19 protein-coding genes are annotated in these 24221 nt (G+C 71.1%); 2 read left to right on the top strand and 17 right to left on the bottom strand.

Annotated features, from left to right (window positions below; all coding sequences use genetic code 11):
- The 5 genes from ABZX90_RS35260 to ABZX90_RS35240 form a co-directional block, all read right to left on the bottom strand.
- Positions 1 to 96, bottom strand: a 96-nt coding sequence (locus tag ABZX90_RS35260) for a hypothetical protein (protein WP_355211838.1), incomplete at its 3' end; no start/stop codon positions are given.
- 135 nt (positions 97 to 231) lie between these two features.
- Positions 232 to 759, bottom strand: coding sequence for an acetolactate synthase small subunit (gene ilvN / locus ABZX90_RS35255; RefSeq protein WP_037622651.1), 528 nt, complete (start codon positions 757 to 759; stop codon positions 232 to 234).
- A gap of 20 nt (positions 760 to 779) precedes the next feature.
- Positions 780 to 2636: an acetolactate synthase large subunit gene (locus ABZX90_RS35250; RefSeq protein ID WP_351130693.1), complete on the bottom strand. Its 1857-nt coding sequence runs from the start codon at positions 2634 to 2636 to the stop codon at positions 780 to 782.
- Positions 2637 to 2863: 227 nt separating this feature from the next.
- The gene (locus ABZX90_RS35245) at positions 2864 to 5968 is read right to left on the bottom strand and encodes an EAL domain-containing protein (protein WP_355211833.1); all 3105 of its coding nucleotides are present in this window, start codon (positions 5966 to 5968) and stop codon (positions 2864 to 2866) included.
- A 381-nt stretch (positions 5969 to 6349) separates the two neighbouring features.
- A complete protein-coding gene (locus ABZX90_RS35240; RefSeq protein ID WP_355211830.1) occupies positions 6350 to 7291 on the bottom strand; it encodes a 2-hydroxyacid dehydrogenase in 942 nt (313 codons plus the stop codon).
- A 76-nt stretch (positions 7292 to 7367) separates the two neighbouring features.
- On the opposite strand from ABZX90_RS35240, the gene ABZX90_RS35235 reads away from it, so the two are divergent.
- Positions 7368 to 8375 carry an aldo/keto reductase gene (locus ABZX90_RS35235; protein WP_355211827.1) on the top strand — a complete coding sequence of 336 codons (1008 nt, stop codon included), beginning with the start codon at positions 7368 to 7370 and terminating at the stop codon, positions 8373 to 8375.
- A gap of 103 nt (positions 8376 to 8478) precedes the next feature.
- Positions 8479 to 9651 carry a PQQ-dependent sugar dehydrogenase gene (locus ABZX90_RS35230; RefSeq protein ID WP_355211824.1) on the top strand — a complete coding sequence of 391 codons (1173 nt, stop codon included), beginning with the start codon at positions 8479 to 8481 and terminating at the stop codon, positions 9649 to 9651.
- Positions 9652 to 9661: 10 nt separating this feature from the next.
- Here the strand turns inward: ABZX90_RS35230 and ABZX90_RS35225 are convergent, their stop codons facing one another.
- The 12 genes from ABZX90_RS35225 to ABZX90_RS35170 all read right to left on the bottom strand — a co-directional run bounded on the left by ABZX90_RS35225 (position 9662) and on the right by ABZX90_RS35170 (position 24066).
- Positions 9662 to 9910 (bottom strand): DUF6191 domain-containing protein, encoded by a 249-nt coding sequence (locus ABZX90_RS35225; protein ID WP_355211821.1) that lies wholly within the window; start codon positions 9908 to 9910, stop codon positions 9662 to 9664.
- A gap of 38 nt (positions 9911 to 9948) precedes the next feature.
- Positions 9949 to 13059 (bottom strand): AAA family ATPase, encoded by a 3111-nt coding sequence (locus ABZX90_RS35220; protein WP_355211818.1) that lies wholly within the window; start codon positions 13057 to 13059, stop codon positions 9949 to 9951.
- A 167-nt stretch (positions 13060 to 13226) separates the two neighbouring features.
- Positions 13227 to 13424, bottom strand: coding sequence for a hypothetical protein (locus tag ABZX90_RS35215; RefSeq protein WP_351130701.1), 198 nt, complete (start codon positions 13422 to 13424; stop codon positions 13227 to 13229).
- A 176-nt stretch (positions 13425 to 13600) separates the two neighbouring features.
- A complete protein-coding gene (locus tag ABZX90_RS35210) occupies positions 13601 to 14203 on the bottom strand; it encodes a hypothetical protein (protein WP_355211814.1) in 603 nt (200 codons plus the stop codon).
- 35 nt (positions 14204 to 14238) lie between these two features.
- Entirely contained in the window at positions 14239 to 14814 is a 576-nt protein-coding gene (locus tag ABZX90_RS35205; protein ID WP_351130704.1) for a GNAT family protein, read from the bottom strand.
- A 4-nt stretch (positions 14815 to 14818) separates the two neighbouring features.
- Complete coding sequence (locus ABZX90_RS35200; protein WP_355211811.1) at positions 14819 to 17077, bottom strand: MMPL family transporter; 2259 nt, start codon at positions 17075 to 17077, stop codon at positions 14819 to 14821.
- Between the two features lie 183 nt (positions 17078 to 17260).
- Positions 17261 to 17674, bottom strand: a complete 414-nt coding sequence (locus ABZX90_RS35195) for a hypothetical protein (protein ID WP_355211808.1) — start codon at positions 17672 to 17674, stop codon at positions 17261 to 17263.
- 98 nt (positions 17675 to 17772) lie between these two features.
- Positions 17773 to 19287, bottom strand: coding sequence for an Asp-tRNA(Asn)/Glu-tRNA(Gln) amidotransferase subunit GatB (gene gatB / locus ABZX90_RS35190; protein ID WP_351130707.1), 1515 nt, complete (start codon positions 19285 to 19287; stop codon positions 17773 to 17775).
- A 16-nt stretch (positions 19288 to 19303) separates the two neighbouring features.
- Complete coding sequence (locus tag ABZX90_RS35185; RefSeq protein WP_261705573.1) at positions 19304 to 19546, bottom strand: hypothetical protein; 243 nt, start codon at positions 19544 to 19546, stop codon at positions 19304 to 19306.
- Positions 19543 to 21048, bottom strand: coding sequence for an Asp-tRNA(Asn)/Glu-tRNA(Gln) amidotransferase subunit GatA (gene gatA / locus ABZX90_RS35180; protein ID WP_351130708.1), 1506 nt, complete (start codon positions 21046 to 21048; stop codon positions 19543 to 19545). The genes ABZX90_RS35185 and gatA overlap by 4 nt, the downstream gene beginning before the upstream one ends.
- A gap of 5 nt (positions 21049 to 21053) precedes the next feature.
- Positions 21054 to 21350 (bottom strand): Asp-tRNA(Asn)/Glu-tRNA(Gln) amidotransferase subunit GatC, encoded by a 297-nt coding sequence (gatC, locus tag ABZX90_RS35175; RefSeq protein WP_037622623.1) that lies wholly within the window; start codon positions 21348 to 21350, stop codon positions 21054 to 21056.
- Positions 21351 to 21825: 475 nt separating this feature from the next.
- Positions 21826 to 24066: a bifunctional diguanylate cyclase/phosphodiesterase gene (locus ABZX90_RS35170; protein WP_351130709.1), complete on the bottom strand. Its 2241-nt coding sequence runs from the start codon at positions 24064 to 24066 to the stop codon at positions 21826 to 21828.
- Positions 24067 to 24221 lie beyond the last annotated feature (155 nt).

The raw sequence follows: 24221 nt of genomic DNA, 5'->3' as shown, positions 1-24221 counted from the left end.
GTGGGCGTGGCCCTGGCTGCCGTAGCCGATGACCGCGACCTTGCGGCCCTGGATGATGGACAGGTCGGCGTCGTCGTCGTAGAACAGCTCGGCCACTGGGGTTCTCCTTGTTTTCCGGTATTTCCGGTGTTGCGTCCCACCGTACGGCGGGCGGGGGGAGGGAAGTTCTCTGGTCTCGGTATACGGGCGGACGGTGTGCGCCGTCCGCCCGTGCACCGGCGTTTTCCTGACTTAGGCCGACCGGTCCAGTGCGCGCAGCGACCGGTCCGTGATCGAACGCGCCCCGCGTCCGATCGCGATCGTGCCGGACTGGACGAGCTCCTTGATGCCGAACGGTTCCAGCATCTTGAGCATGGCCTCGAGCTTGTCGGCGCCGCCGGTGGCCTCGATGGTGACGGCCTCCGGGGAGACGTCGACGGTCTTGGCGCGGAACAGCTGGACGATCTCGACGATCTGGGAGCGCGTCTCGTTGTCGGCGCGCACCTTCACCAGAACGAGTTCCCGCTGAACGGCGGAACCGGGCTCCAGCTCGACGATCTTCAGGACGTTGACGAGCTTGTTGAGCTGCTTGGTGACCTGTTCGAGGGGCAGTTCCTCGATCACGTTCACCACGATGGTGATGCGCGAGATCTCGGGGTGCTCGGTGACACCGACGGCGAGCGAGTCGATGTTGAAGCCGCGCCGGGAGAACAGGGCGGTGATCCGGGCGAGGACACCGGGCTTGTTCTCGACGAGGACGGAGAGGGTGTGCTTGCTCATGGGTCTGACTCGGCTCTCTCTCAGTCGTCTTCGTTGTCGCCGAAGTCGGGGCGGACGTCCCGGGCGAACATGACCTCGTCGTTGGACGTGCCGGCGGCGACCATCGGCCACACCATCGCGTCCTCGTGGACGATGAAGTCGACCACGACCGGACGGTCGTTGACCGAGTTCGCCTCCTCGATCACCTTGTCGAGGTCGTCCGGGGACTCGCAGCGGATGGCGTAGCAGCCCATGGCCTCCGACAGCTTGACGAAGTCGGGGACGCGGGTTCCGGCGCTCGGCTGCTTGCCGTCCGCGTCCGGGCCGCTGTGCAGCACGGTGTTGGAGTAGCGCTGGTTGTAGAAGAGGGTCTGCCACTGGCGGACCATCCCGAGGGCGCCGTTGTTGATGATGGCGACCTTGATCGGGATGTTGTTCAGGGCGCAGGTGGTGAGTTCCTGATTGGTCATCTGGAAACAGCCGTCGCCGTCGACCGCCCAGACCGTGCGGTCCGGCTGTCCCGCCTTGGCGCCCATCGCGGCCGGGACCGCGTAGCCCATCGTTCCCGCGCCGCCGGAGTTCAGCCAGGTCGCGGGCTGCTCGTACTGGATGTAGTGCGCGGCCCACATCTGGTGCTGGCCGACGCCCGCCGCGAAGATCGTGCCCTCGGGGGCGAGCTGTCCGATGCGCTCGATGACCTGCTGGGGCGAGAGCGAGCCGTTGTCGGGCTGCTCGTAGCCGAGCGGGTAGGTGTCGCGCCAGCGGTTGAGGTCGTTCCACCAGGCGGTGTAGTCGCCGGTGTTCCCCTCGCTGTGCTCCTTCTGCACCGCCTGGACCAGGTCGGCGATGACCTCGCGGGCGTCTCCGACGATCGGCACGTCGGCGGCGCGGTTCTTGCCGATCTCCGCCGGGTCGATGTCCGCGTGGACGATCTTGGCGAAGGGGGCGAAGCTGTCCAGCTTGCCGGTGACGCGGTCGTCGAAGCGGGCTCCGAGGGCGACGATCAGGTCGGCCTTCTGCAGCGCGGTGACGGCGGTGACCGAACCGTGCATGCCCGGCATTCCCACGTGCAGCGTGTGGCTGTCGGGGAATGCGCCGAGCGCCATCAGGGTGGTGGTGACGGGCGCTCCGGTGAGTTCTGCGAGGACCTTCAGCTCGGCGGTGGCGTTCGCCTTGAGGACGCCGCCGCCGACGTACAGCACGGGCCGCTTGGCCTGGGTGAGCAGCTTGGCGGCCTCGCGGATCTGCTTGGCGTGCGGCTTGGTCACCGGGCGGTAGCCGGGCAGGTCCTGGGTGGGCGGCCACTGGAAGGTGGTCCGCGCCTGGAGTGCGTCCTTGGCGATGTCGACGAGGACCGGGCCGGGACGGCCGGTGGAGGCGATGTGGAAGGCCTCCGCGATCGTCCGCGGGATGTCCTCGGCCTTGGTCACCAGGAAGTTGTGCTTGGTGATCGGCATGGTGATGCCGACGATGTCCGCCTCCTGGAAGGCGTCCGTACCGATCGCCTTGGACGCGACCTGCCCGGTGATCGCCACGAGCGGCACCGAGTCCATGTGCGCGTCGGCGATCGGCGTGACCAGGTTGGTCGCGCCGGGGCCGGAGGTCGCCATGCAGACGCCGACCTTGCCGGTGGCCTGCGCGTAGCCGGTGGCCGCGTGGCCGGCGCCCTGCTCATGGCGCACGAGCACGTGCCGCACCCGGCGGGAGTCCATCAGAGGGTCGTAGGCCGGAAGGATCGCACCGCCGGGGATGCCGAATACGGTCTCGGCCCCGACCTCCTCGAGCGAGCGGATGAGGGACTGCGCACCCGTGACGTGCTCGGGGGCGGACTGCTGTCCTCCGGAACGGGGCCGCGGCTGCGGATGGTGGGCCCCGGTGGCCTGCTCGGTCATCGGCATTCTCTTCTCGATGCTGAGGGTTTTTGCGTCTTTTGTGCGATGTACGACTGGTGCCTGTGCAACAAAAAACCCCTCGTGCCGTGAGGCAAGCGAGGGGAGCGCGCCGGGTGCGGTCGCTGGGTGTTCCGGACCTTTCCGGTGACCACCTAGCTTCAGCCGACGCGCTTTCCAAGTACGAGAATTCGGGTGCGCATGGCATTGACCCTCCCCCCGGCACGCACCGACTGTCAAGTGGGTGGGACGGGAGTCTCATTATGTGAGCGGAGGGCTGTTCCACCCCCCAGAACAACGGGCACACCACTCGTATACACCCCCGCGCCGCCGCCACCGGCGAACACGGGCTCGGCAGGTCCGTTCGGCACCGGATAGTGGCCGGAAGAGAGCGCTCTGCGCAGCCGGTACTCGTCCAGCAGCCCGGAGAACGCCATGCCCTGCCCATGGGTGCAGCCCATCGCGCGCAGAGCGACGACCTGCTCCGGGAGATCCACCCCGTCGGCCACGGACTGCAGCCCCAGGTCGGTGGCGATCCGCAGCAGCCCGCTGGTGATCTTGTGCAGCCGGGCGGACTCGACGACTCCCTCGACCAGACTCCTGTCGAGGCGCAGTACGTCGACGGGGAGCCGCCGGAGCGCCGTGATCGTCGCGTAGCCGCTGCCGAAGCCGTCCAGGGCGATCCGCACGCCCAGACGCCTGAGCGCGCCCAGCCGGCGCTCCAGCTCGTCCAGGGAGACCCGTGGATCGGTGTCGGACAACTCGATGATCAGACCGCCCGAGGCGAGCCCGTGCCGGGTGAGCAGGGACTCGACGGAGCCCAGCGGCATCGAGCGGTCCAGCAGACGCCGGGCGGTCATCCGGACCGCGACCGGCACCGCGACGCCCGCGGCGGTGCGCTCGGCGGCCTGCTCGACGGCCTCGTCGAGCATCCAGCGGCCCAGTTCGGCGGTCCTTTCGCTGTCGTCGGCGACGCGCAGGAACTCGGCGGGCGTGAAGAGCACTCCCTGGGAGGAACGCCAGCGCGCCTGTGCGGTGACCGAGGTGATCCGGCCGCTCTCGAGCGACACCACGGGCTGGTGCAGCAGGGCGAACTGGCCGTCCTGGAGCGCGGAGCGCAGCCGGGTCGCCAGCTCCGCCTTGCGGACCACGTCCTGCTGCATCTGGGGCGCGTACAGCTCGACGCGGCCCTTTCCGGCCGCCTTGGCGCGGTACATGGCCAGGTCGGCGTTGCGCAGCAGCTCACCCGCGCCCAGGCCGGGCTCGGCGAAGCCGACGCCGATGGACGCGGCGACCCGGACATCGTTGCCGTCGATGCAGTAGGGCTGGGAGAGCCTGATCCGCAGACGGTCGGCGAGCTCCATTATCTGCTGCTCACGGGCGGTGCGGTCGCGGCCGCCGTCGCCGACGATGAGGGCCGCGAACTCGTCCCCGCCCAGTCGGGCGGCGGTGTCGCCGTACCGCACCGAGTCCTGGAGTCTGCGGGCGGCCTGGACGAGCAGCTCGTCGCCGGCCTGGTGCCCGATCGTGTCGTTGACGGCCTTGAAGCCGTCGAGGTCGATGAAGAGGACGGCGGTGCCCCGGTCGGAGGAGCGCCGCCCGGACAGTGCCTGCTGGACGCGCCGGGTGAACAGCGCGCGGTTGGGCAGGTCGGTGAGCGGGTCGTGCTCGGCGTTGTGCTGCAACTGCGCCTGGAGCCGGACGCGTTCGGTCACGTCACGGCTGTTGAAGATGAGGCCGCCGTGGTGCCGGTTGACGGTGGACTCCACGTTGAGCCAGCCGCCGTCGCCGGACCGGAAACGGCACTCGATCCGGGTGGTGGGCTCCTCGACGTGGCTGGCCGCCAGGAACCGCCGCACCTCGTGGACCACGCAGCCGAGGTCCTCGGGGTGGATGAGCGAGGCGAGCTCGGAGCCGACGAGTTCCTCGGCGTCGCGGCCGTAGACCCCGGCGGCGGCCGGGCTGACGTATCTCAGGATGCCGTTCGGTGCGGCGATCATGATGACGTCGCTCGATCCCTGCACCAGGGAGCGGAAGTGGTTCTCCTTCTGGGCCAGTTCCTGGGTGAGGGTGATGTTGTCGAGCAGCATGATGCCCTGGCGCACCACGAGGGCGAGCACGACGAGGCCGGCGGTGATGAGCACCACGCGGTCCACATTGCGCCCGTTCAGAATGTTGTAGAGGATCCCCAGCGTGCAGACGGCGGCGGCCAGATAGGGCGTCAGCGCGGCCAGCGATCCGGTGATGGGACGCGTCGCCGGGTACCGGCTGCCCTGCCCCGGGCCCTGGGCGTTCACGTGGCCGCCCTGCTGCCGCTCGTACGGATGCTCCTGTTGCCCGTACTGCCCTGGCTGCCCCGGGCGTTCGTGGAACCCGGGGTCCTGATCGTCCCCCGGTGATCCGTGCGTCGCCCGGCTCCCCTGGGATCCGTGCGGCGCGTGGCTCCCCGGGGGCCCGTGCTGTCCTTCGTGGCGCTGTCCCGGGATGTGCTCGTGCACCACGCGCGCGTGCCCGTCCGGGCCGTACTCGTCGGTGTCCGGGTGCCCGTGCCGGGTGACGACCCAGGGGGCGTACGCGAGGAGCAGCGAGCCGGCGAACCAGCCCGCGTCGAGGAGCTGACCCGAGTGGTAGTTGTTGTGCAGGAGGGGCGAGGTGAACAAGGCGTCGCACATCACGGTCAGGGCGAGCGCACCGATCGCGGTGTTCACCGCCGACCTGTTCACCGACGAGCGCCGGAAGTGCAGCGCGAGCACCATGCTGACCAGCGCGATGTCCAGCAGCGGATAGGCGAGCGACAGCGCGGTGTGCGCGACGCTCGGCCCGTCGAGCTTCGCGGCCTGGGCGAGCGCCAGACTCCAGGACAGGGTGAGCAGCGACCCGCCGATCAGCCAGGCGTCCAGCGCGAGGCACACCCAACCCGCCTTGGTCACGGGCCTCTTGGCGAGCACCAGCAGTCCCACGATGGCGGGCGGCGCGAAGCAGAGGAAGAAGAGATCGGCGTAACTCGGGGTCGGGACGGGGCGGCCGAGGACGACCTCGTACCACCCCCAGACGAGGTTCCCGAGCGAGGCCATCGCCGAGGAGAGCGCGAACAGCAGCCACGCGGGTCGAAAGCGGCTGCGGCGGCTACGGGCGTAGAGGAAACAGGAGACCGCCGCGGTGCCCGCCGCGACACTCAGCCCGAAGTCGCCCATGACCAGCGCCAGACTCGCGGAACCCCAGCCGAGCGCGGAGCCGACGGCGTACCCCGCGCACACCAGGGCCAGCACGAGTTGCGAGAACAGGCCCGTCCCGCCGTCGAAGACCGTCCGACGGGTCAGCAACACCCCTGGGGTGCTCACCGGGCCCACCCTGTCCGTACCCCGGGGTCCCGCTGGTCCCGGTGCGTATGCCTCCGGCGGCCTCCGTGCCTGCGGTGGTGATGGCCGCCGTGACCCCGTCTGTGCGTGGCCGCGCGCCAGGGTCGTCGGCGGCGGCCCCGCCGCGTCGGATCGTTGGTCCATAGGCCGTGCATCGCCCGTCGCCCCCCTCGCAGTCTCCATGTCCGTCCCCGGCGCCGAACGGTGCGCGGCGCAGCCCCTGTCGGGACGATACACCAGTCTCGTCACTCAGGGACATAGTTCCTCTACGCTCCGTGACGATCAGGGACTATGCCGGTACTGCCCGCATTCGGGGAACTGCGGAGGGTGCCCGAAGCGGACGGACAGCGAACGGGACGTTGCTCAGGTGCCGGTGGTAAGGACCACGTTCCGCAGCGGCTCCTGGTTCACGAAAAGGGTCAGCTGGTCCACCAGCAGCCGCTTGGCGCGCGGCCAGAACGCCGAGGTGGGCCCGCCGACATGGGGACTGATGAGCACACCGGGCGCATGCCACAACGGGTGCCCCTGGGGCAGCGGTTCGGGGTCGGTGACGTCGAGGGCCGCGGTGATGCGTCCGCTCTGCAGCTCTGCGAGCAGGGCCTTGGTGTCGACGACGGGGCCGCGGGCCACGTTCACCAGGAGCGCGCCGTCCTTCATCCGGGACAGGAAGTCGGCGTTCCCCAGGCCACGGGTGGTGTTCGTGAGGGGCGTGGACAGCACGACGATGTCGAATTCGGGGAGCAGGGAGGACAGTTCCGTGAGGGGGCGCACGGGACCGCGCTCCGTTGCGCGAGCAGAGCGCGCGACGCGCGCAACCCGCGCGAGCTCGAACGGCGCGAGCCTGTCCTCGATGGCGGACCCGATCGACCCGTACCCCACGATGAGGACGGACTTGTCGGCGAGCGAGGCACGGAAGCCCGAGCGCCACTCCTCCTTGTCCTGGCCGCGCACGAAGTCGGGGATGCCGCGCAGCGAGGCGAGGATCAGGGCGAGGGCGAGCTCTGCCGTGCTCGCCTCGTGGACCCCGCGTGCGTTGCACAACTCCACGCCGGGGTGCAGGGACTTGAGGCTCGGCAGGACGTGGTCGACGCCGGCGGAGAGTGTCTGCACGGCCCGGACCGATGTCATTTCGGACATCGGCCGCTGTGCGACGCCGGGCGGCTTCATGTAGGGCACGACGTAGAACGCGCAGTCGGCCGGATCCGCGGGAAACTCCTGGTCGCCGTCCCAGAAGCGGTAGTCGAGGCCTTCGGGGAGTCCGTCGATCTCGTCGGCGTGAAAGGGAAGCCAGACATCGGAAGTCATGGTCACGAGGTTATGCCAGGCGCCCATGCGCGCAGAGGTTAGGTTGGGGGGCCAGAAGAAGGAGGATCACGGCCAGGTGGAGCGCAGAACGATCGGGGCCGCGGCGCTCGAGGTGGGGGCGGTCGGACTCGGATGCATGCCGATGAGCTGGGCTTACACCGGGTCGCGGCAGCGCGGCGAGGAGTCTCTGCGCGCTGTGCACGCGGCGCTCGACCGGGGCTCGACGCTGCTCGACACCGCCGACATGTACGGCCCCTTCACCAATGAGCTGCTCGTCGGCCGGGTGCTCAAGGAGCGGCGCCCCGAGGCCTTCGTGTCGACCAAGGTCGGTCTGCTGGTGGGCGACCAGCACATGGTGGCCAACGGCCGCCCCGGCTATGTGAGGCGGGCGTGCGACGCGTCGCTGCGCCGGCTCCAGACGGACGTGATCGATCTCTATCAGCTGCACCGCGCGGACCCGGAGATACCGGTCGAGGAGACCTGGGGCGCGATGGCCGAACTCGTCTCGGCCGGAAAGGTGCGCTCGCTCGGGCTGTGCGCGGTGGGCGCCCGGTCCGCCCGCCGCTCTGGGGCGCGGCTGCATGACGGAACGATCCGGCAGCTGGAACGGGTCCAGCAGGTCTTCCCGGTGAGCGCCGTGCAGGCCGAGCTGTCGGTGTGGTCGTCGGAGGCGCTGGACGCGCTGCTGCCGTGGTGTGCGGCGCGCGGCGTCGGGTTCCTCGCCGCAATGCCGCTCGGCAACGGCTTCCTGACCGGCACGCTGACCCCCGGCGAGGGCTTCGAGCCCGACGACGTGCGGGCCCGCCATCCCCGCTTCACCGCCGAGATGATGGCCGCGAACCAGCCCATCGTCGTCGGTCTGCGCCGCATCGCCCGGCGCCACGGGGAAGGCGGCCGTCCCGTCACGCCCGCGCAGGTGGCGCTGGCGTGGGTCCTGGCGCAGGGTCGGCACGTGGTCCCGGTGCCGGGGGCCAAGCGGGAGCGCTGGGTCAGCGAGAACGCGGGGGCCGCCGGGCTGCGGCTGACGGCGGAGGATCTCGCGGAGGTGGCGGGGCTGCCGGGGGCGCTGGGATCCTGGGACTGAGCCACGCCTGTGGATCTCGGTGCGGATTGCCCGTCCGTGATCGGGAACCCGTGGAACGCGAGCGGTGTATGAACTGTAGGACCGCCGCGTCGAAGGGACACTGATGGTGCAAGTTCGAGCAGTGACAGCCGTGTTGGCCACGGCCGCGTTTCTGGTGACGACAGGCTGTTCCTCCGGCGGCCAAGAAGGCTCGGACGGCTCAGGAGCGCTCCCGGGCATCGGGAGTACGGCGCCGCAGTCGCCCTCCTCCCAGAGCGCCGCCCCCGAGAAGACACCGCCCGCGAAGGGTTCGGTGACGGTCCTGCGCACCGTCACCGAGGGTCTCGACACTCCCTGGGGCCTCGCACCGCTGCCCGAGGGCGGTCTGCTGGTGTCCTCACGGGACAAGGGGACGATCACCCGGATCGACGAGAAGACCGGTAAGAAGACCCTGCTGGGCGACGTCCCCGGGGTGGCCCCGGCCGGCGAGGGCGGCCTCCTGGGCATCGCGCTCTCCCCCGACTATGCGTCCGACCACATGATCTACGCCTACCTGACCACGGCCTCCGACAACCGCATCGTGCGCATGCTCTACGACGAGCGGAAGCCGTCCGACGAGCAACTGGGCGCACCGGACACGATCTTCAAGGGCATCCCCAAGGGAATGATCCACAACGGCGGCCGGATCGCGTTCGGTCCGGACAAGATGCTGTACGCGGGCGCGGGCGAGACGGGTGACCGGGGCCAGGCCCAGGACAAGAAGGCGCTCGGCGGCAAGATCCTGCGGATGACGCCGGACGGGGAGCCCGCGCCGGGCAATCCGCTCCCCGACTCGGTCGTGTACTCGTACGGGCATCGCAATGTCCAGGGACTCGCCTGGGACGACAAGCAGCGGCTGTGGGCCTCCGAGTTCGGCCAGGACACCTGGGACGAGCTGAACCAGATCAAGCCGGGCGACAACTACGGCTGGCCGGTGGTGGAAGGCATCAGCCACGATGCCAAGTTCCACAATCCGGTCGCCCAGTGGCCCACCGACGACGCCTCCCCGAGCGGGATCGCCTACGCCGACGGTTCCATATGGATGGCGGGCCTCAAGGGTGAGCGCCTGTGGCGTATCCCGTTGAACGGCACCAAGACGTCCGCTGCACCCGAGGCCTTCCTGAAGGGCAAGTACGGCCGCCTCCGCACGGTCGTCTCCGCGGGCGGCGACAGACTCTGGCTGACCACGAGCGAGACCGACGGCCGCGGCAGCCCCGTGAAGGGCGACGACCGCCTCCTGGAGGTGGAGGTGAAGTAGGCCTGCCCGACTACGAGGCCTGCCTGGGCTCCGGCTCCGGCTCCGGCTCCGGCTCCGGCTCCGGCTCCGGCTGACGGTCGGGGTCCGGCTGGTGTTCCTGCTGCGGTACCCGTACGACCACCTTGCCCGAGGCGAGGTCTATCGGGCCGCGGCCCGGGTCACCGTCGTTAACGTCCACGCGGCTCAGTTCCAGCCGCTTGCGTTCGTCGTTGGTGTGCTTGCGGCCTGGTGCGAAAAGCTCCTCGAACATGTTGAACACGGCGCCTCCCTCGGCCCGGGTCCCTCGCAGCGTAGACCTCAGCCCGCCGCCCGGGCGGTGGGGGTCTCCGGCGGGAAGAGCCGCAGCCTGTGGGCCAGTGCCGCCGCCTCTCCCCGTCCTGAGACGTCCAGCTTGGCCAGAATGTTCGAGACGTGGACGCTGGCCGTCTTCGGGGAGATGAAGAGTTCCTCGGCGATCTGGCGGTTGCTGCGGCCGGCGGCGACGAGGCGCAGGACGTCGCGCTCGCGGCTGGTGAGGCCCAGTGCGACCGCCGGGTCGGCGGGAGCGGGCCCGGGCCTTTCGGGGCTGTGTCCCAGCGTGAGGCGGGCGCGCTGGGCGAGCAGGGCGACGGCATCGGCGAGCGGGCGCGCGCCGAGGTGGTCGGCGGCGGCTCGGGCCAGCCGGAGGAGTTCCGTGGCGCGGGCGCGCTCGTCGTCGTTCGGGCCCGTGAGCAGCAGGGCCTCGGCGAGGCGGACGCGGGCCCGGGCGAGGTCGTAGGGGCGCTCCAGGGGTTCGAGGGCCCTGACCACGTCGAACCACTGGTCCGGGATGCTCACTCCCTGGGCCCGCTGGAGTTCGGCGCGGACCCATTCGGCGTGGGCGAGCCAGACGGGTGCTCCCGTGGCCAGGGTCCTCGCGGCCGTGTGGATGCGTTCCACGGTCGGGGCGCGGCCGGGTTCGGCGGCGGGCAGCCCTCGGGCATCGGCCTCCGCGGTGGCGGCGGCCAGGAGCAGCGGCCAGGCGTAGCGCTGGGTGCCGGGTGGGAAGCCGGCGTCGATGGCCTGTTCCAGGGTGGCGCGGGCGTCGAGGAGGCGGCCCTCGCCGGCGGCGATGCCGATGGTGGTGCACAGCAGCGGCAGGGAGTGCTGGGGCATCGGGTCGTGGGTGCCGAAATAGCCGCGGGCGGCGGCCAGTTGGCGCCCCGCCTCGATCAGGTCGCCGCGGGCGAGGGCGACGGGCGCGAGGCGGGCAGCTCCGACGCCGGAGGCCTTGCCGCTGAGTCCGATGCCCAGGGCGTTGCGCGCGGCTTCGACGGCGTCGTCCCACTGGCCGAGCGCGAACAGTGATTCGGAGAGGTTGCCCCACACCCAGGCCTGAGTGTCCAACAGACCGTTCCTGCAGGCGAGTTCGACGCCCTCGCGCAGGATCGTGACGGCCTCGCGGGAGCGGCCGACCGACTCCAGATGGGAGGGCAGGTTGATGTGCAGGCGGCCCACGACGTATGCGGCGCCCTGCCGGTTCGCCCGCTCCCTGACCCGGTACATCTCCGCGAGCCCGGCCTCGACGTCCCCCGCGTCGACCATCAGGCCGCCGAGGGTGAGCCGGGCGTTCAGCTCCGTGTCCCGGGCGCCCACCATGTGCGCGTACTCCACGGCGCGCTCGGCGGCGGAGAGGGCGCCGTGGCCCGGTTCGTGCAGCATGCACCAGGCGGCGACCATGGACAGGACCTCGGCGTGCACCTCGGAGGGCGGCAGACCGCGTACCAGGTCCTGGGCGGTGGCGAGTTCCTTCCAGCCGTCGCCGCGGACCTGTGCCTGGACGAGCCGGGAGCGCTGGATCCAGAACCAGGCGGCGCGCAGCGGGTCTCCCTCGTCCTCCAGGAGGTGCAGCGCCCGCTTGGTCGTCTTCAGGGCGCGTTCGCGCTCCCCGCAGAGCCGGCCGGCGACGGCGGCCTCGGCCATCAGGTCGAGGTAGCGCAGGGGTGCGGTCGCGGGGTCGCAGCCGCTGGGGGTTCCCGCACGCTCTTCAGGCAGTGGGGGTGGATAAGCCTCCACGTAGTCGATGGGGCGCAGTTCGGCCCGTACGGCGTCGGGGGCGACCTCCCACAGCTCCATCGCCCGTTCCAGGAGCCGCAGTTGCTCGGAGTGGGCGTGCCGGCGGCGGGCTTCGACGGAGGCGTCGAGGACGGCGGGCAGGGCCTTGGCGGCGTCGTGGGCGTGGTACCAGTAGCTGGCCAGGCGGGTGACGCGCTCGTCGGCCGGTACGAGTGCCGGGTCGGCCTCCAGGGCCTCCGCGTAGCGGCGGTTGAAGCGGGAGCGCTCGCCGGGCAGCAGGTCGTCGCTGACGGCCTCGCGGACCAGGGAGTGGCGGAAGCGGTAGCCGTCGCCGCCGGGCGAGGCGTGCAGGATGTTGGCGCCGACGCAGGAGCGCAGGGCCTCGATGAGGTCGTCCTCGGCGAGCTGTGCCACGGCGGCGAGCAGCGGGTACTCCACGGTGCAGCCACCCTCGGCGACGATCCGGGCGACCCGCTGGGCGCTCTCCGGCAGTCCTTCGACGCGGACGAGGAGCAGGTCGCGCAGGGAGTCCGTGAGCCTCGTACGACAGCCTTCGTGGGCGGCCACGGCGAGTTCCTCGACGAAGAACGCGTTGCCGTCGGAGCGGGCGAAGATCTCGTCGACCTGGGCGGGGTCGGGTTCGCGGGCGAGGATTCCGGCGATCTGCCGGCCGACCTCGGCCCGGCTGAGGCGGCCCAGTTCGATGCGGCGGACCGTGCGGAGGCGGTCGAGCTCGGCGAGCAGGGGGCGCAGCGGGTGGCGGCGGTGGATGTCGTCGGCCCGGTAGGTGGCGATCACGACGAGGCGGCCGCTGCGCAGCGTGCGGAAGAGGTAGGCGAGCAGATGGCGGGTGGAGGCGTCGGCCCAGTGCAGGTCTTCGAGGACGACGACGACCGTGCGGTCCGCTGCGACGCGCTCCAGAAGGCGGGCGGTGAGTTCGAAGAGGCGGGCCATGCCCTCCTCCTCGTACTGCCGTCCCCGGGTCGTCTCCGCGAGTTCGGGGAGCAGGCGGGCGAGGTCCTCCTCCTGTCCGGCGGCCGCGGCGGCGAGCTCGTCGGGCAGGGTGCGGCGCAGGGCGCGCAGGGCGGTGGAGAAGGGTGCGAAGGGGAGGCCGTCGGCGCCGATCTCGACGCAGCCGCCGAAGGCGACGACGGCGCCTTCACGGGCGGCGGCGGTGGCGAACTCCTCCAGGAGCCGGGTCTTGCCGACGCCGGCCTCGCCGCCGAGCAGCAACGCCTGTGGCTCTCCCCCGGTGCTGAACGCCTGGGAGGTCCCACCGGCGGCACGGGCGAGCGCGGCGTTCAACACCCCGAGTTCGTCGGCGCGTCCGACGAACACCGGGCTGACGGACCTGGTCTCCACGGGCCCGAGCATGGCACAGGGGTCCGACGGAGCGGCACCGGTTATCGGGAGGGCGATCAGTGCCCCGCCCGTCGGTCGGCCGACGTCCGGCAGGAGGCGGCCGACCCCCGTGCGGCCGCCTTCCGGCACAGCCTGTGGACGGCCGGGTGCCACCCGGTCGTCCACAGGTGCCCCCGTGCTCATGCGGTGCGGGCGAACCGGTGCCGGCGGGGACGGTGGCTATGGGCCTGCCCCTCCGTGTCGTTGCTCGCGGCTCGGCGGGCGTCCGCGCGGCGGGCGGCTCGGCGGCCGTGGAGGGCCTCCTTGGCGAGCCGGTAGTTCTGGGCCTCGCGGATGAGTTCCGCGGAGCGGATCTGCCGGAGCTCGTACTCGAACATCTCGTACCCCTGGTGAAGAGTCGGTTTCGGTCTCGCTTGTTCGCGATGCCTCAACCTTCGTCTCCAAGGGGGGTGCGCCACATCGGGAGAGTTCCGCATCTTGCGCACGCGAAGGGGCCTTAGGACGGCGGTCAGTGACTTACGCCGGCCCTAAGGCCCCTCAGAGTCGTCGGGTTTCAGCTGGTGGAGGGCAGTCCGAGGAGGATGTCGGAGTACTTGGCGACGGCGAGCACCAGGCCGATGACGCCGAGCGAGACGCCCGCCCAGGCGACCGACTTGATCCACGCGGCCTGCGGCTTGCCGGGGGCGCCGAACGCGGGCCGGACCAGGACGACGACGCCGACGATCAGCGCGGCCAGCGCGAAGAGGCCGCCGATCAGCGCGGTGGTCGCCCAGGCGTCGCCGTAGACCTCCTTGACCTGCTGGGCGACGCTCGCGCTCGACGAGGTCTGGAGCTGGCCGACCAGGGTCTCGCGCGCGGCGGCCACGGTGGCGACCCAGCTGCCGGTCAGCGACACCACGCCGAGTCCGGCGGACACCACGGCGGCGGCACCCTGGCCGATGCCGGTGGCCTGGTCGGCCTCGGCGGCGTCGTCGCCGTCCCCGAGGGCCTCGTCGCCGTCCTGCTCCTCGGCGTCGGCCGGATCCGTGGCGTAGGCCTCGGTCTCGGTCCCGTTGTCGGCGGACGGATCGGTCTTGGTGACGTCCACGGTTTCCTCGTCGCGCTTCGCCTCGGCGCCGGTTTCGGCCCCGGCTTCGTCAATTGTCTTGGTTCCCATGACCCGCACCGTACGGACGCTGTCTGAGAAGTTCCTTAATGGTCCTTGTGAGCGGCACGCGCGCGTGTCGCCCGCCACTCGGGCGCGAGTACGGACCACACCTCGAGGTCGTGCCGGACCCCGCGATAGGGGTGCTTCTCCCGGAACACGCCGTCCTGGCTCATGCCGAGCCGCCGTGCCACGTTCAGGCTCGGTACGTTCCCGGCCGCGGCGACCCACTCGACGCGGTGGATTCCGCGCTGCTCGACCGCCCAGTCGATGAGTACCCTCATCGCGCGCGTGACCAGACCGTGCCCGGAGGCGGCGGGTTCCAGCCAGCAGCCGACCTCGCAGTTGCCCTCTTCCGCCTCGAAGTTCAGGAAGAGCACTCCGCCCACGAGCTTCCCGTCCAGCCACAGCCCGTGCAGGGACCCGGTGTCGGCGGCGCGCATGTCGGCGTACCTCTGGAGGTGTGCCCGCGCGGACGGCACGTCCGTGGACTGGGACCCGAAGGGGATGAACTGCCCGATGAACTCTCGCCCCCGGTCCAGGTGCGCGAGGAACTCCTCGGCGTGCCACGGCTCCAGGGGCCGCAGTTCCGCTCCGTCGTCACCCAGGGATATCGCGTACATCGCTCTACCGCTCCTTCGCCAGTACGTCCGCCACCTGGGCGTCCGCCGCCTCGGCGCGGTCCAGTACCTCCGCCACCTCGGCGTCCGTCGCCTCGGCCAGCCTCTCATGCGCGGCACGGCACTCGGGCGGTTCGATGCTGATGCGCGGCAGCCGCCGGTCGAGCCAGCCGGGCAGCCACCAGTTGGCGCCGCCGAGCAGGTGCATGAGGGCGGGGACGAGGAGCGTGCGCAGGATGAAGGCGTCGAGGGCGACGGCGGCGGCGAGGGCGATGCCGAACATCGCGATGACGCGGTCGCCGCTGAGCACGAAGGCGAGGAAGACCGAGATCATGATGACGGCGGCGGAGTTGATCACCCGGCTGGTCTCGGCGAGGCCGACCCGGACGGCGCGCCGGTTGTCACCGGTCTCCAGCCACTCCTCGTACATCCGGCTGACCAGGAAGACCTGGTAGTCCATGGAGAGCCCGAAGAGCACCGACACCATGATCACCGGCAGGAAGGGCTCGATCGGGCCCGCACGGCCGAGGCCGAGCAGTTCGCTCCCCCAGCCCCACTGGAAGATCACGACGACGACCCCGAAGGCGGCGGCGACGGCGGCGATGTTCATCACCGCGGCCTTGAGGGGGATGCCGATCGAACGGAACGCGAGCAGCAGCAGGACACAGCCGAGGCTGATCACGACGCCGACGAAGAGCGGAAGCTTGCCGACGATGACGTCCGCGAAGTCGTCGTAGCTGGCCGTCACTCCGCCGACCTGCACGTCGAGGGCGGTGCCCGACTCGGCGCGCGGCAGGACCTCGGTGCGCAGCCGGTCGACGAGGTCGCTGGTCTTCTGGGACTGCGGCGCGGAGGTCGGGACGACGGTGAGGAAGGCGGTGTCACCGGCGGTGTTGTACGTCGCCGGGGTCGCCGAGGCGACGCCCTCGGTGGCCCGGAGGGTGGCGTCCAGGTTGTCCAGGGCGAGCCTGTCCTCGGCGCCGCCGACCTTGGTGACGAGGGTCAGGGGCCCGTTCACGCCGGGGCCGAAGCCTTCCCCGATGAGGTCGTACGCCTGTCGGGTGGTCGTCGCCTTGGGGTCGTTGCCCTGGTCGGACGTGCCCAGGTGGAGCGAGAACGTGGGCAGGGCGAGCAGCGCCATCACGACGACGGCCACGCCACCGAGCAGCTTGGGGTGGCGTTCCACGAAGGCGGACCAGCGGGCGGCGAATCCGGTGGCCATTTCCGGCTCGGGCCCGTGCTCCTCCAGCCGCCGACGTTCGCGGCGGCTCAGTGCGCGTGGGCCGATGAAGGAGAGCAGCGCGGGCAGCAGGGTCACGGAGGCCGCGACGGTGAGGACGACGGTCAGGGAGGCGGCGATCGCGACGCCGTTGAGGAAGCCGAGCCGCAGGATGAGCATGCCGAGCAGGGCGATACAGACGGTGGCGCCGGCGAAGACGACCGCGCGTCCGGTGGTGGCGACGGCGTTCTGTGCCGCCTCGGCCACCGGCAGCCCGCGTTTGAGGCCGCGCCGGTGTCTGGTCACGATGAACAGCGCGTAGTCGATGCCGACGCCGAGGCCGACGAGCATGCCGAGCATGGGGGCGAAGTCGGCGACGGTCATGGCGTGCCCGAGGAGCACGATGCCGAAGTACGCCGTGCCCACGCCGATCAGGGCGGTGGCGATGGGCAGCATGGAGGCGGCGAGCGAGCCGAAGGCGAGGAAGAGGACCACGGCGGCGACGGCCACGCCGACGATCTCGGCGACATGCCCGCCGGACGATTTGGTGAGGGCGATGGCGGTGCCGCCCAGATCCACGTCGAGCCCCTTGGCCTCGGCGGCCTTCGCGGTGTCGACGACGGCCTGGACCTCGCCCTTGTCGAGGTCCTCGGCCCGGTCGGCGAAGGTGACGGTCGCGTACGCCGTCCGGCCGTCCGAGCTGATCCGGCCCGATCCCTGGTGCGCGTACGGGCTGTCGACGGAGGCCACTCCGGGGAGCTTCTCGATCTTGTCCAGGGCCCGGGTCATCGACTGTTCGACGTCGGCGGAGCGCACCGTTCCGGAGCCGACGTGCCAGACGACGGTGTCGCTGTCGCCGCCGAGGCCGGGGAAGCCGTCCTGCAGGAGCTGGGTGGCGTGGCCCGATTCGGTGCCGGGGGCCTCGTAGTCGTTGGAGTACGCGGAGCCCGTCACGGCAGCGGCGGCGGTCACACCGCCGAAGGCCAGAAGCCAGAGCAGAACGGCGACGAGGCGATGCTGGACACACCAACGTGCGAGGGCTGCCACGGACGAGCTCCCTGGGGGATTTGTGGATCTTTATCGGGAACTGCCCGCAAAGAACGCATGACTAATGCGTCATCACTCTTACAGCCGCAAATGATCCTTTGTCGCATTCGTGGGCTTCCTCACAGGACTGCGACTCACCTCACACGACATTCCTGTGAGCTCTGTCGCCCCGCCCGTCGTCGCTCAGTCGAACTGGTCACCCACAGCCATGACCATCACACCGGCGATCATCAGCCACAGCGCCCGCCGGGTGCGGCCCCGGGACCCCAGTACCGACGCGACAGCGCACACGGCGGCCCCCGAGGCGTAGGACACGGGTATGAGGGCGGTCGCGGAGCCCGTGGAGCGCAGTGCCGACGCCGCGAGTCCGGCGACGGTCAGCAGGGCCCCCGTCCCGACCGCCGTCCAACGGGCCCGACGCACCTCCAGGTCGTGGTCCTGGTCCTGGTCCTGGTCCTCGCCTTGGTCCTGGCCCGTGCCCCGGTCCTGCCCCCTGCCCGTGTCCCGGTCCTGCTCGCGACCCTGGTCCTGGTCCCGCTTCTGGTCCTGGTCCTGGTCCTCGCGGTCGTGCGTCTCGGAGTCAGTGGTTCCACTCATGGCGCGGGAGCGTAGCGGGTGCGCCTGAGAGCGCCGACACAGACCCCAGGGGGTGCATCGTCGCGACGCACCCCCTGGGATGTGGGAAAACCCGGACCTCAGCCTTCGCTGACGCCCAGCTTCTCCAGGATGAGCTCCTTGACGCGAGCCGCGTCGGCCTGGCCGCGGGTGGCCTTCATGATCGCGCCGACGAGTGCGCCGACGGCCTGGACCTTGCCGCCGCGGATCTTGTCGGCGACACCCGGGTTCCCGGCGATGGCCTCGTCGACGGCGGCGGTCAGCGCGCCCTCGTCCGAGACGACCTTCAGGCCGCGCTTGTCGACGACCTCGTCCGGGGTGCCTTCGCCGGCGAGGACGCCTTCGATGACCTGACGGGCGAGCTTGTCGTTCAGATCGCCCGCGGTGACCAGCTCGGCCACCCGGGCGACCTGCGCCGGGGTGATCGGCAGGTCCTCCAGGGCCTTGCCCGACTCGTTGGCGCTGCGCGCCAGCTCGCCCATCCACCACTTGCGGGCGGAGGTGGAGTCGGCACCGGCCTCGATCGTCGCGACGATCGAGTCGATGGCACCGGCGTTGAGCATCGACTGCATGTCGTGGGCGTTCACGCCCCACTCCTCGCGCAGCCGGTTGCGGCGGGCCAGCGGCTGCTCGGGCAGCCCGGCACGCAGCTCCTCGACCCAGTCACGGGACGGGGCGACGGGGACGAGGTCGGGCTCCGGGAAGTACCGGTAGTCCTCGGCCTCCTCCTTCACGCGGCCCGAGGTCGTGGACCCGGTTTCCTCGTGGAAGTGGCGGGTTTCCTGGATGATCGTGCCGCCGGAGTTCAGCACCGCGGCGTGGCGCTGGATCTCGAAGCGGGCGGCACGCTCGACGGAGCGCAGGGAGTTGACGTTCTTCGTCTCGGAGCGCGTGCCGAACTTGTCGCGGCCGTGCGGGCGCAGCGAGAGGTTCACGTCGCAGCGCATCTGGCCCTGCTCCATACGGGCCTCGGAGACACCGAGCGCCTTGATGAGCTCACGCAGCTCGGCGACGTACGCCTTGGCGACCTCGGGAGCACGCTCGCCCGCGCCCTCGATCGGCTTGGTGACGATCTCGATGAGCGGGATGCCCGCCCGGTTGTAGTCGAGCAGCGAGTGGGACGCGCCGTGGATACGGCCGGTGGCGCCGCCGACGTGCAGCGACTTGCCGGTGTCCTCCTCCATGTGGGCGCGCTCGATCTGCACGCGGAAGACCTCGCCGTCCTCCAGCTGGACGTCCAGATAGCCGTTGAAGGCGATCGGCTCGTCGTACTGGGAGGTCTGGAAGTTCTTCGGCATGTCCGGATAGAAGTAGTTCTTCCGGGCGAAGCGGCACCACTCGGCGATCTCGCAGTGCAGCGCGAGGCCGATCTTGATGGCGGACTCGACACCGGTCGCGTTGACGACCGGGAGGGCGCCGGGCATGCCGAGGCAGGTCGGGCAGGTCTGCGAGTTGGGCTCGGCGCCCAGCTCGGTCGAACAGCCGCAGAACATCTTCGTCTTGGTGCCGAGTTCGACATGGACTTCGAGGCCCATGACGGGGTCGTAGGAAGCGAGTGCGTCCTCGTACGACACCAGGTCGATCGTGGTGGTCACGGTGAAAACTTCCCTCTCAGCCCAGCAGGACGTCGTCGTCGCCCAGGCGCTTGAGCTCCCGGTAGAGGATGGCGAGGCCGGTGACGATGGCGGCGGCGGACACGGCCGCGTCGATGAGGCGCAGCGTGTCGTGTTCTTGGCGGGCCTTCTTGACCTGCTTCGCGACACCGAACGCACCGAACGCCGTGCCGGCGATGGACAGATACGTGCCGGACTTGGACTTCTTGAAACCCTTGGCCTTGGACATTGCCTTGCTCACAGCGACGGAGCCTCCTCAAGCAGCGGGTGCCCCCACTTTTCCACGAAGGCGGCCTCGACGGCGGCGCCCACCTTGTAAAGGCGGTCGTCCTTCAGCGCCGGGGCGATGATCTGCAGACCGACCGGGAGGTTGTCCTCCGGCGCGAGACCGCAGGGCAGCGACATGGCGGAGTTGCCGGCCAGGTTGGTCGGGATCGTGCACAGGTCCGCGAGGTACATCGCCATCGGGTCGTCGGCGCGCTCGCCGATCGGGAAGGCGGTGGTGGGCGTGGTCGGGGAGACGATCACGTCGACCTGCTCGAACGCCTTCTCGAAGTCGCGCGTGATGAGCGTACGGACCTTCTGGGCGCTGCCGTAGTACGCGTCGTAGTAGCCGGAGCTGAGCGCGTACGTGCCGAGCATGATGCGGCGCTTGACCTCGGGGCCGAAGCCGGCCTCACGGGTGAGGGCGGTGACCTCCTCGGCGGAGTGCGTGCCGTCATCACCCGTACGGAGGCCGTAGCGCAGGCCGTCGAAGCGGGCGAGGTTGCTCGAACACTCGGACGGCGCGATCAGGTAGTACGCGGAGAGCGCCAGGTCGAAGGACGGGCAGTCCAGTTCGACGATCTCGGCGCCGAGCTCCTTGAGCATCGCGACGGCCTCGTCGAAGCGCTGCACCACACCGGCCTGGTAGCCCTCGCCGCGGAACTGCTTGACGACACCGACGCGCATGCCCGTCACGCTGCCGTTGCGGGCGGCCTCGACGACCGGCGGGACCGGGGCGTCGATGGAGGTCGAGTCGAGCGGGTCGTGCCCGGCGATGACCTCGTGGAGCAGGGCCGCGTCCAGGACCGTACGAGCGCAGGGGCCGCCCTGGTCGAGGGAACTGGAGAACGCCACCATGCCGTAGCGGGAGACGGCGCCGTAGGTCGGCTTGACGCCGACGGTGCCGGTGACGGCGGCCGGCTGGCGGATGGAGCCGCCGGTGTCGGTGCCGATCGCGAGGGGCGCCTGGTAGGAGGCGAGGGCCGCGGAGGAGCCGCCGCCCGAGCCGCCGGGGATCCGGGTGAGGTCCCAGGGGTTGCCGGTGGGGCCGTACGCGCTGTTCTCGGTGGAGGACCCCATGGCGAACTCGTCCATGTTGGTCTTGCCGAGGATGACGACGTCGGCGGCCTTCAGCCTCTTGGTGAGGGTCGCGTCGTACGGCGGGATCCAGCCTTCGAGGATCTTCGAACCGACGGTGGTCGGGATCCCCTCGGTGGTGAAGATGTCCTTGAGCGCGAGCGGCACACCGGCGAGCGGGCCGAGCTTCTCGCCGGCCGCGCGCTTGGCGTCCACGGCACGCGCCTGGGCGAGGGCGCCCTCGCGGTCGACGTGCAGGAAGGCGTGCACCTTCTCGTCGACGGCCTCGATCCGGGCGAGGTGGGCCTCGGTGACCTCGACGGCGGTCAGTTCGCCCGCCGCGATCTTCTCGGCGATCTCGGCCGCGGTGAGCTTGATGATGTTGACGTTGGTGTCCGTCATGGTGATTAGTCCTCCCCCAGGATCTGCGGCACCTTGAAACGCTGCTGCTCCTGGGCCGGGGCGCCGGAGAGCGCCTGCTCGGGGGTGAGCGACGGACGGACCTCGTCCACGCGCATGACGTTCGTCAGCGGCAGCGGATGAGAGGTCGGCGGTACGTCTTGGTCGGCGACCTCGCTGACGCGGGCGACCGCGCCGATGATGTCGTCGAGCTGGCCTGCGAAGTGGTCGAGCTCTTCGCCCTTCAGCTCCAGACGCGCCAGCCGTGCGAGGTGGGCGACCTCCTCGCGCGTGATGCCAGGCATGCAGCGATCCTCTGGGGTGAGTGTGTGTGGTTTGGCCCAATCCTATGGGGCCGAGCGCCGTGCCCGCGCCCGGGTTTGCTCCCGGCACGCTCCGAACCACCGCCCGGGCGAGGGTTCGCGCCCTGAAGGGGCACAGCGAACCGCGCGACCGGCCAAGGACGGCTCGCGGACACGGAAGACCGCGAACGGCCGGAGATCGCCGACGGGCCAGGACCACGGGCGGGTGCCGACGGCGGGCCGGGACGGCGGGAGAGCTCGGTTTGTCGGGTGACGGCAACGGGGCGACGGGCACAGCCCGCGGGCGAGCCGGGACGGACCGCGTGCGGGCGCCGACGGCGAGGAAGCCCGACGGGAAAGCCCCACCTGTCGGGTGACCGTCACGGGTGGTGCGGGGGCGGGAGACACCCGGCCGGAGGCCGGTGAGGAGACCCGGGCCGGAGGCCGGTGTGGGGGCGTCCTGCGGGAACCGTAGGGGCTACTCCGCGGCAGGCAGCGCTGCGCGCGGCCGCTGCCACCCGCGGGAGCCACGGGCCAGCAGCCACGCCGTGGCCTCGTCGGGCGGCATCGCGGCGGCGACCAGCCATCCCTGGACGGCGTCGCAGCCGAGGTCCCGCAGTCGCTCCCAGGTCTCGTCGTCCTCGACGCCCTCCGCCACGACGAGGAGCCCCAGCGAATGCGCGAGGTCGACGGTGCAGCGCACGATCTCGGCGTCCTCGGTGTCCACGGCGAGCCGTGCGACGAACGAACGGTCGATCTTCAGCTCGCTGACGGGGAGCCGGCGCAGATGGACCAGGGAGGAGTAACCGGTGCCGAAGTCGTCCAGCGACATCTTCACGCCGTGCCCGGTGAGAGCGGCCAGGGTGTCGGCGGCGCGCTGCGGATCCTCCAGGAGCACGTGCTCCGTTATCTCCAGTTGGAGCGCTCCCGCGGGGACTCCGTGCCGGGCGAGTCGGGCGGCGACGGATCCGGCGAACCCCGGGGTGTGGACGTCGCGCGGCGACACGTTCACCGCGACCGGGACGAAGAGGCCCTGGGCCCGCCAGCGCGCGACCTGTCCGAGGGCCGTCTCCAGGACGTACTCGGTGAGGTGGGGCATCAGCCCGGACGACTCGGCGATGGCGATGAACTCGTCCGGCGGTACCTTGCCGCGCTCGGGATGCACCCAGCGGACCAGTGCCTCGAGTCCGGCCACCTGTCCGTCGAAGCGGACCTTGGGCTGGTAGTGCAGTTCGACGTCGCCGGTGTCCAGGGCCCGGCGCAGATCGCCCAGCAGACCCAGCCGGTCGGGGGTGTTGGAGTCCCGCTTGGACTCGTACACCTCCACGCCCGTGCGGTCCCGCTTCGCCTGGTACATCGCGACGTCCGCCCGGCGCAGCAGCCCCTCCGCGTCGAGCGCGTGGTCGGGGAAGACGGCGAGCCCGGCGCTGGCCTCCAGGACGAGGGTGAGTCCGTCGAGGTCGAGCGGCGAGCCGAGGGCGGCGACCAGATTGCGGGCGACCCGCGTGGCCGACGTGGTGGAGTCGGCGACCGGCAGTAAGACGGCGAACTCGTCCCCGCCGAGCCGCGCGGCCTCCGCCCCGCGCGGCAGTGCGAGCCGCAGCCGGTCGGCTATCTGGAGGAGCAGTCGGTCGCCGGCGAGATGCCCCAGCGTGTCGTTCACCGAACGGAACCGGTCCAGGTCGATCAGCATCAGCGCGGAGCGGGCGCCGATGCGCTCGGCGTCGTCGAGAGCCGTCCAGGTGCGCTCCAGCAGCCACTGACGGTTGGGCAGTCCGGTGAGCGGGTCGCGCAGTTGCTCCTCGGCCCGTGCGCGGGCGATCCACAGGGTGGAGTCGAGGGCGATCAGCGGGATCGAGAACAGCGGCAGCAGCATCGGCTGGGCCATCGCGACGACACAGATGAGTGGTGCGATGCCGAGCAGCGCCACGGCGACGAGTCCCTGTCGGACCAGGGCCGTACGGGCGACGGTGGGCAGGCCGCCGCCGCGCGGCGCGTGCAGGTACCAGAGCAGGGCGCGGGTGACGGCGAGATAGGCGCCCGCGACGAGCACCACCTGGGGGGCGGCGTAGAAGGTCCAGCTCTCGGGCTCCCAGGGCGCCTCGACGCTCGGGAACCGTCCGAACGACGCGAGGACCAGGGCTCCGGCGCCGATGCCGAGGATGTCGACCGCGCCGTGCAGCACGCCTTGCCGCCATCGGTTGCGGCGGGCCATGCCGACCAGGACGACGACGGTCAGGCTGACCATGCCGGCGGGGACCCAGCCGTAGAGCAGCAGGACGGCGAGGGTGAGCGCCGCGCCGGAGCCGGTGCCGCCCCACCAGCGGGCACGGCCGAGCGCGACCAGGTGGCCGACGATGATGCCGGTCAGCAGCGCCAGCGACCAGCCGACGGCGCCGCACGGGAAGAGGGCGTGGTGGCCGCTGAACGCCCGGTAGAAACCGGCGCCCAGGACGAACGCGGCCGTGACCACGACCGCGGACGGCAGCGCGGGCCAGGACATACGGCGTTCGGGATCGTGGCCGGGCAGGCCGGCACCGCGCTCGGCGGTGAGCCGGCCGACGCCGGGGACGGTGGGAGCGGCGAGCGGTGCGGCGCCGAGTCCGCTGGGGGCGGGGCGCTCCGAACGCTGTCCCGTCCGCAGGCCGGCCAGCCACGCGCCGGTCATCCGGCGCAGGCGCAGCCGTGAGTCGGGGGCGGCGCTCTCGGTCGGTTCCATTCCCGTCCCTCTCACTGCCGGCGGTGCCCACGCCACGCGGTCCGTTGCCGGCGACAACGGCCAACGGTGCCGCGTCCGAAAACCCTTCCCCTGGCTCGTGCGGAGCAGGGGATGCGCCAACCGCAGCCGGGCACGGTAGGCGCACACCTCAACAG

This window comes from Streptomyces sp. NPDC002935 (assembly GCF_040611295.1).
Lineage (GTDB): Bacteria > Actinomycetota > Actinomycetes > Streptomycetales > Streptomycetaceae > Streptomyces.
Note: the sequence above shows the minus strand (reverse complement) of the source record. Positions and strands in the feature narration are given on the sequence as shown.

Bases quoted from the DNA above. Each gene is read 5' to 3' on its own strand.
- ilvN (WP_037622651.1), bottom strand. From the start codon at position 759: ATGAGCAAGCACACCCTCTCCGTCCTCGTCGAGAACAAGCCCGGTGTC.
- ABZX90_RS35250 (WP_351130693.1), bottom strand. From the start codon at position 2,636: ATGCCGATGACCGAGCAGGCCACCGGGGCCCACCATCCGCAGCCGCGG.
- ABZX90_RS35240 (WP_355211830.1), bottom strand. From the start codon at position 7,291: ATGACTTCCGATGTCTGGCTTCCCTTTCACGCCGACGAGATCGACGGA.
- ABZX90_RS35230 (WP_355211824.1), top strand. From the start codon at position 8,479: ATGGTGCAAGTTCGAGCAGTGACAGCCGTGTTGGCCACGGCCGCGTTT.
- ABZX90_RS35220 (WP_355211818.1), bottom strand. From the start codon at position 13,059: ATGCTCGGGCCCGTGGAGACCAGGTCCGTCAGCCCGGTGTTCGTCGGA.
- ABZX90_RS35215 (WP_351130701.1), bottom strand. From the start codon at position 13,424: ATGTTCGAGTACGAGCTCCGGCAGATCCGCTCCGCGGAACTCATCCGC.
- ABZX90_RS35210 (WP_355211814.1), bottom strand. From the start codon at position 14,203: ATGGGAACCAAGACAATTGACGAAGCCGGGGCCGAAACCGGCGCCGAG.
- ABZX90_RS35205 (WP_351130704.1), bottom strand. From the start codon at position 14,814: ATGTACGCGATATCCCTGGGTGACGACGGAGCGGAACTGCGGCCCCTG.
- ABZX90_RS35195 (WP_355211808.1), bottom strand. From the start codon at position 17,674: ATGAGTGGAACCACTGACTCCGAGACGCACGACCGCGAGGACCAGGAC.
- gatA (WP_351130708.1), bottom strand. From the start codon at position 21,048: ATGACGGACACCAACGTCAACATCATCAAGCTCACCGCGGCCGAGATC.
- gatC (WP_037622623.1), bottom strand. From the start codon at position 21,350: ATGCCTGGCATCACGCGCGAGGAGGTCGCCCACCTCGCACGGCTGGCG.
- ABZX90_RS35170 (WP_351130709.1), bottom strand. From the start codon at position 24,066: ATGGAACCGACCGAGAGCGCCGCCCCCGACTCACGGCTGCGCCTGCGC.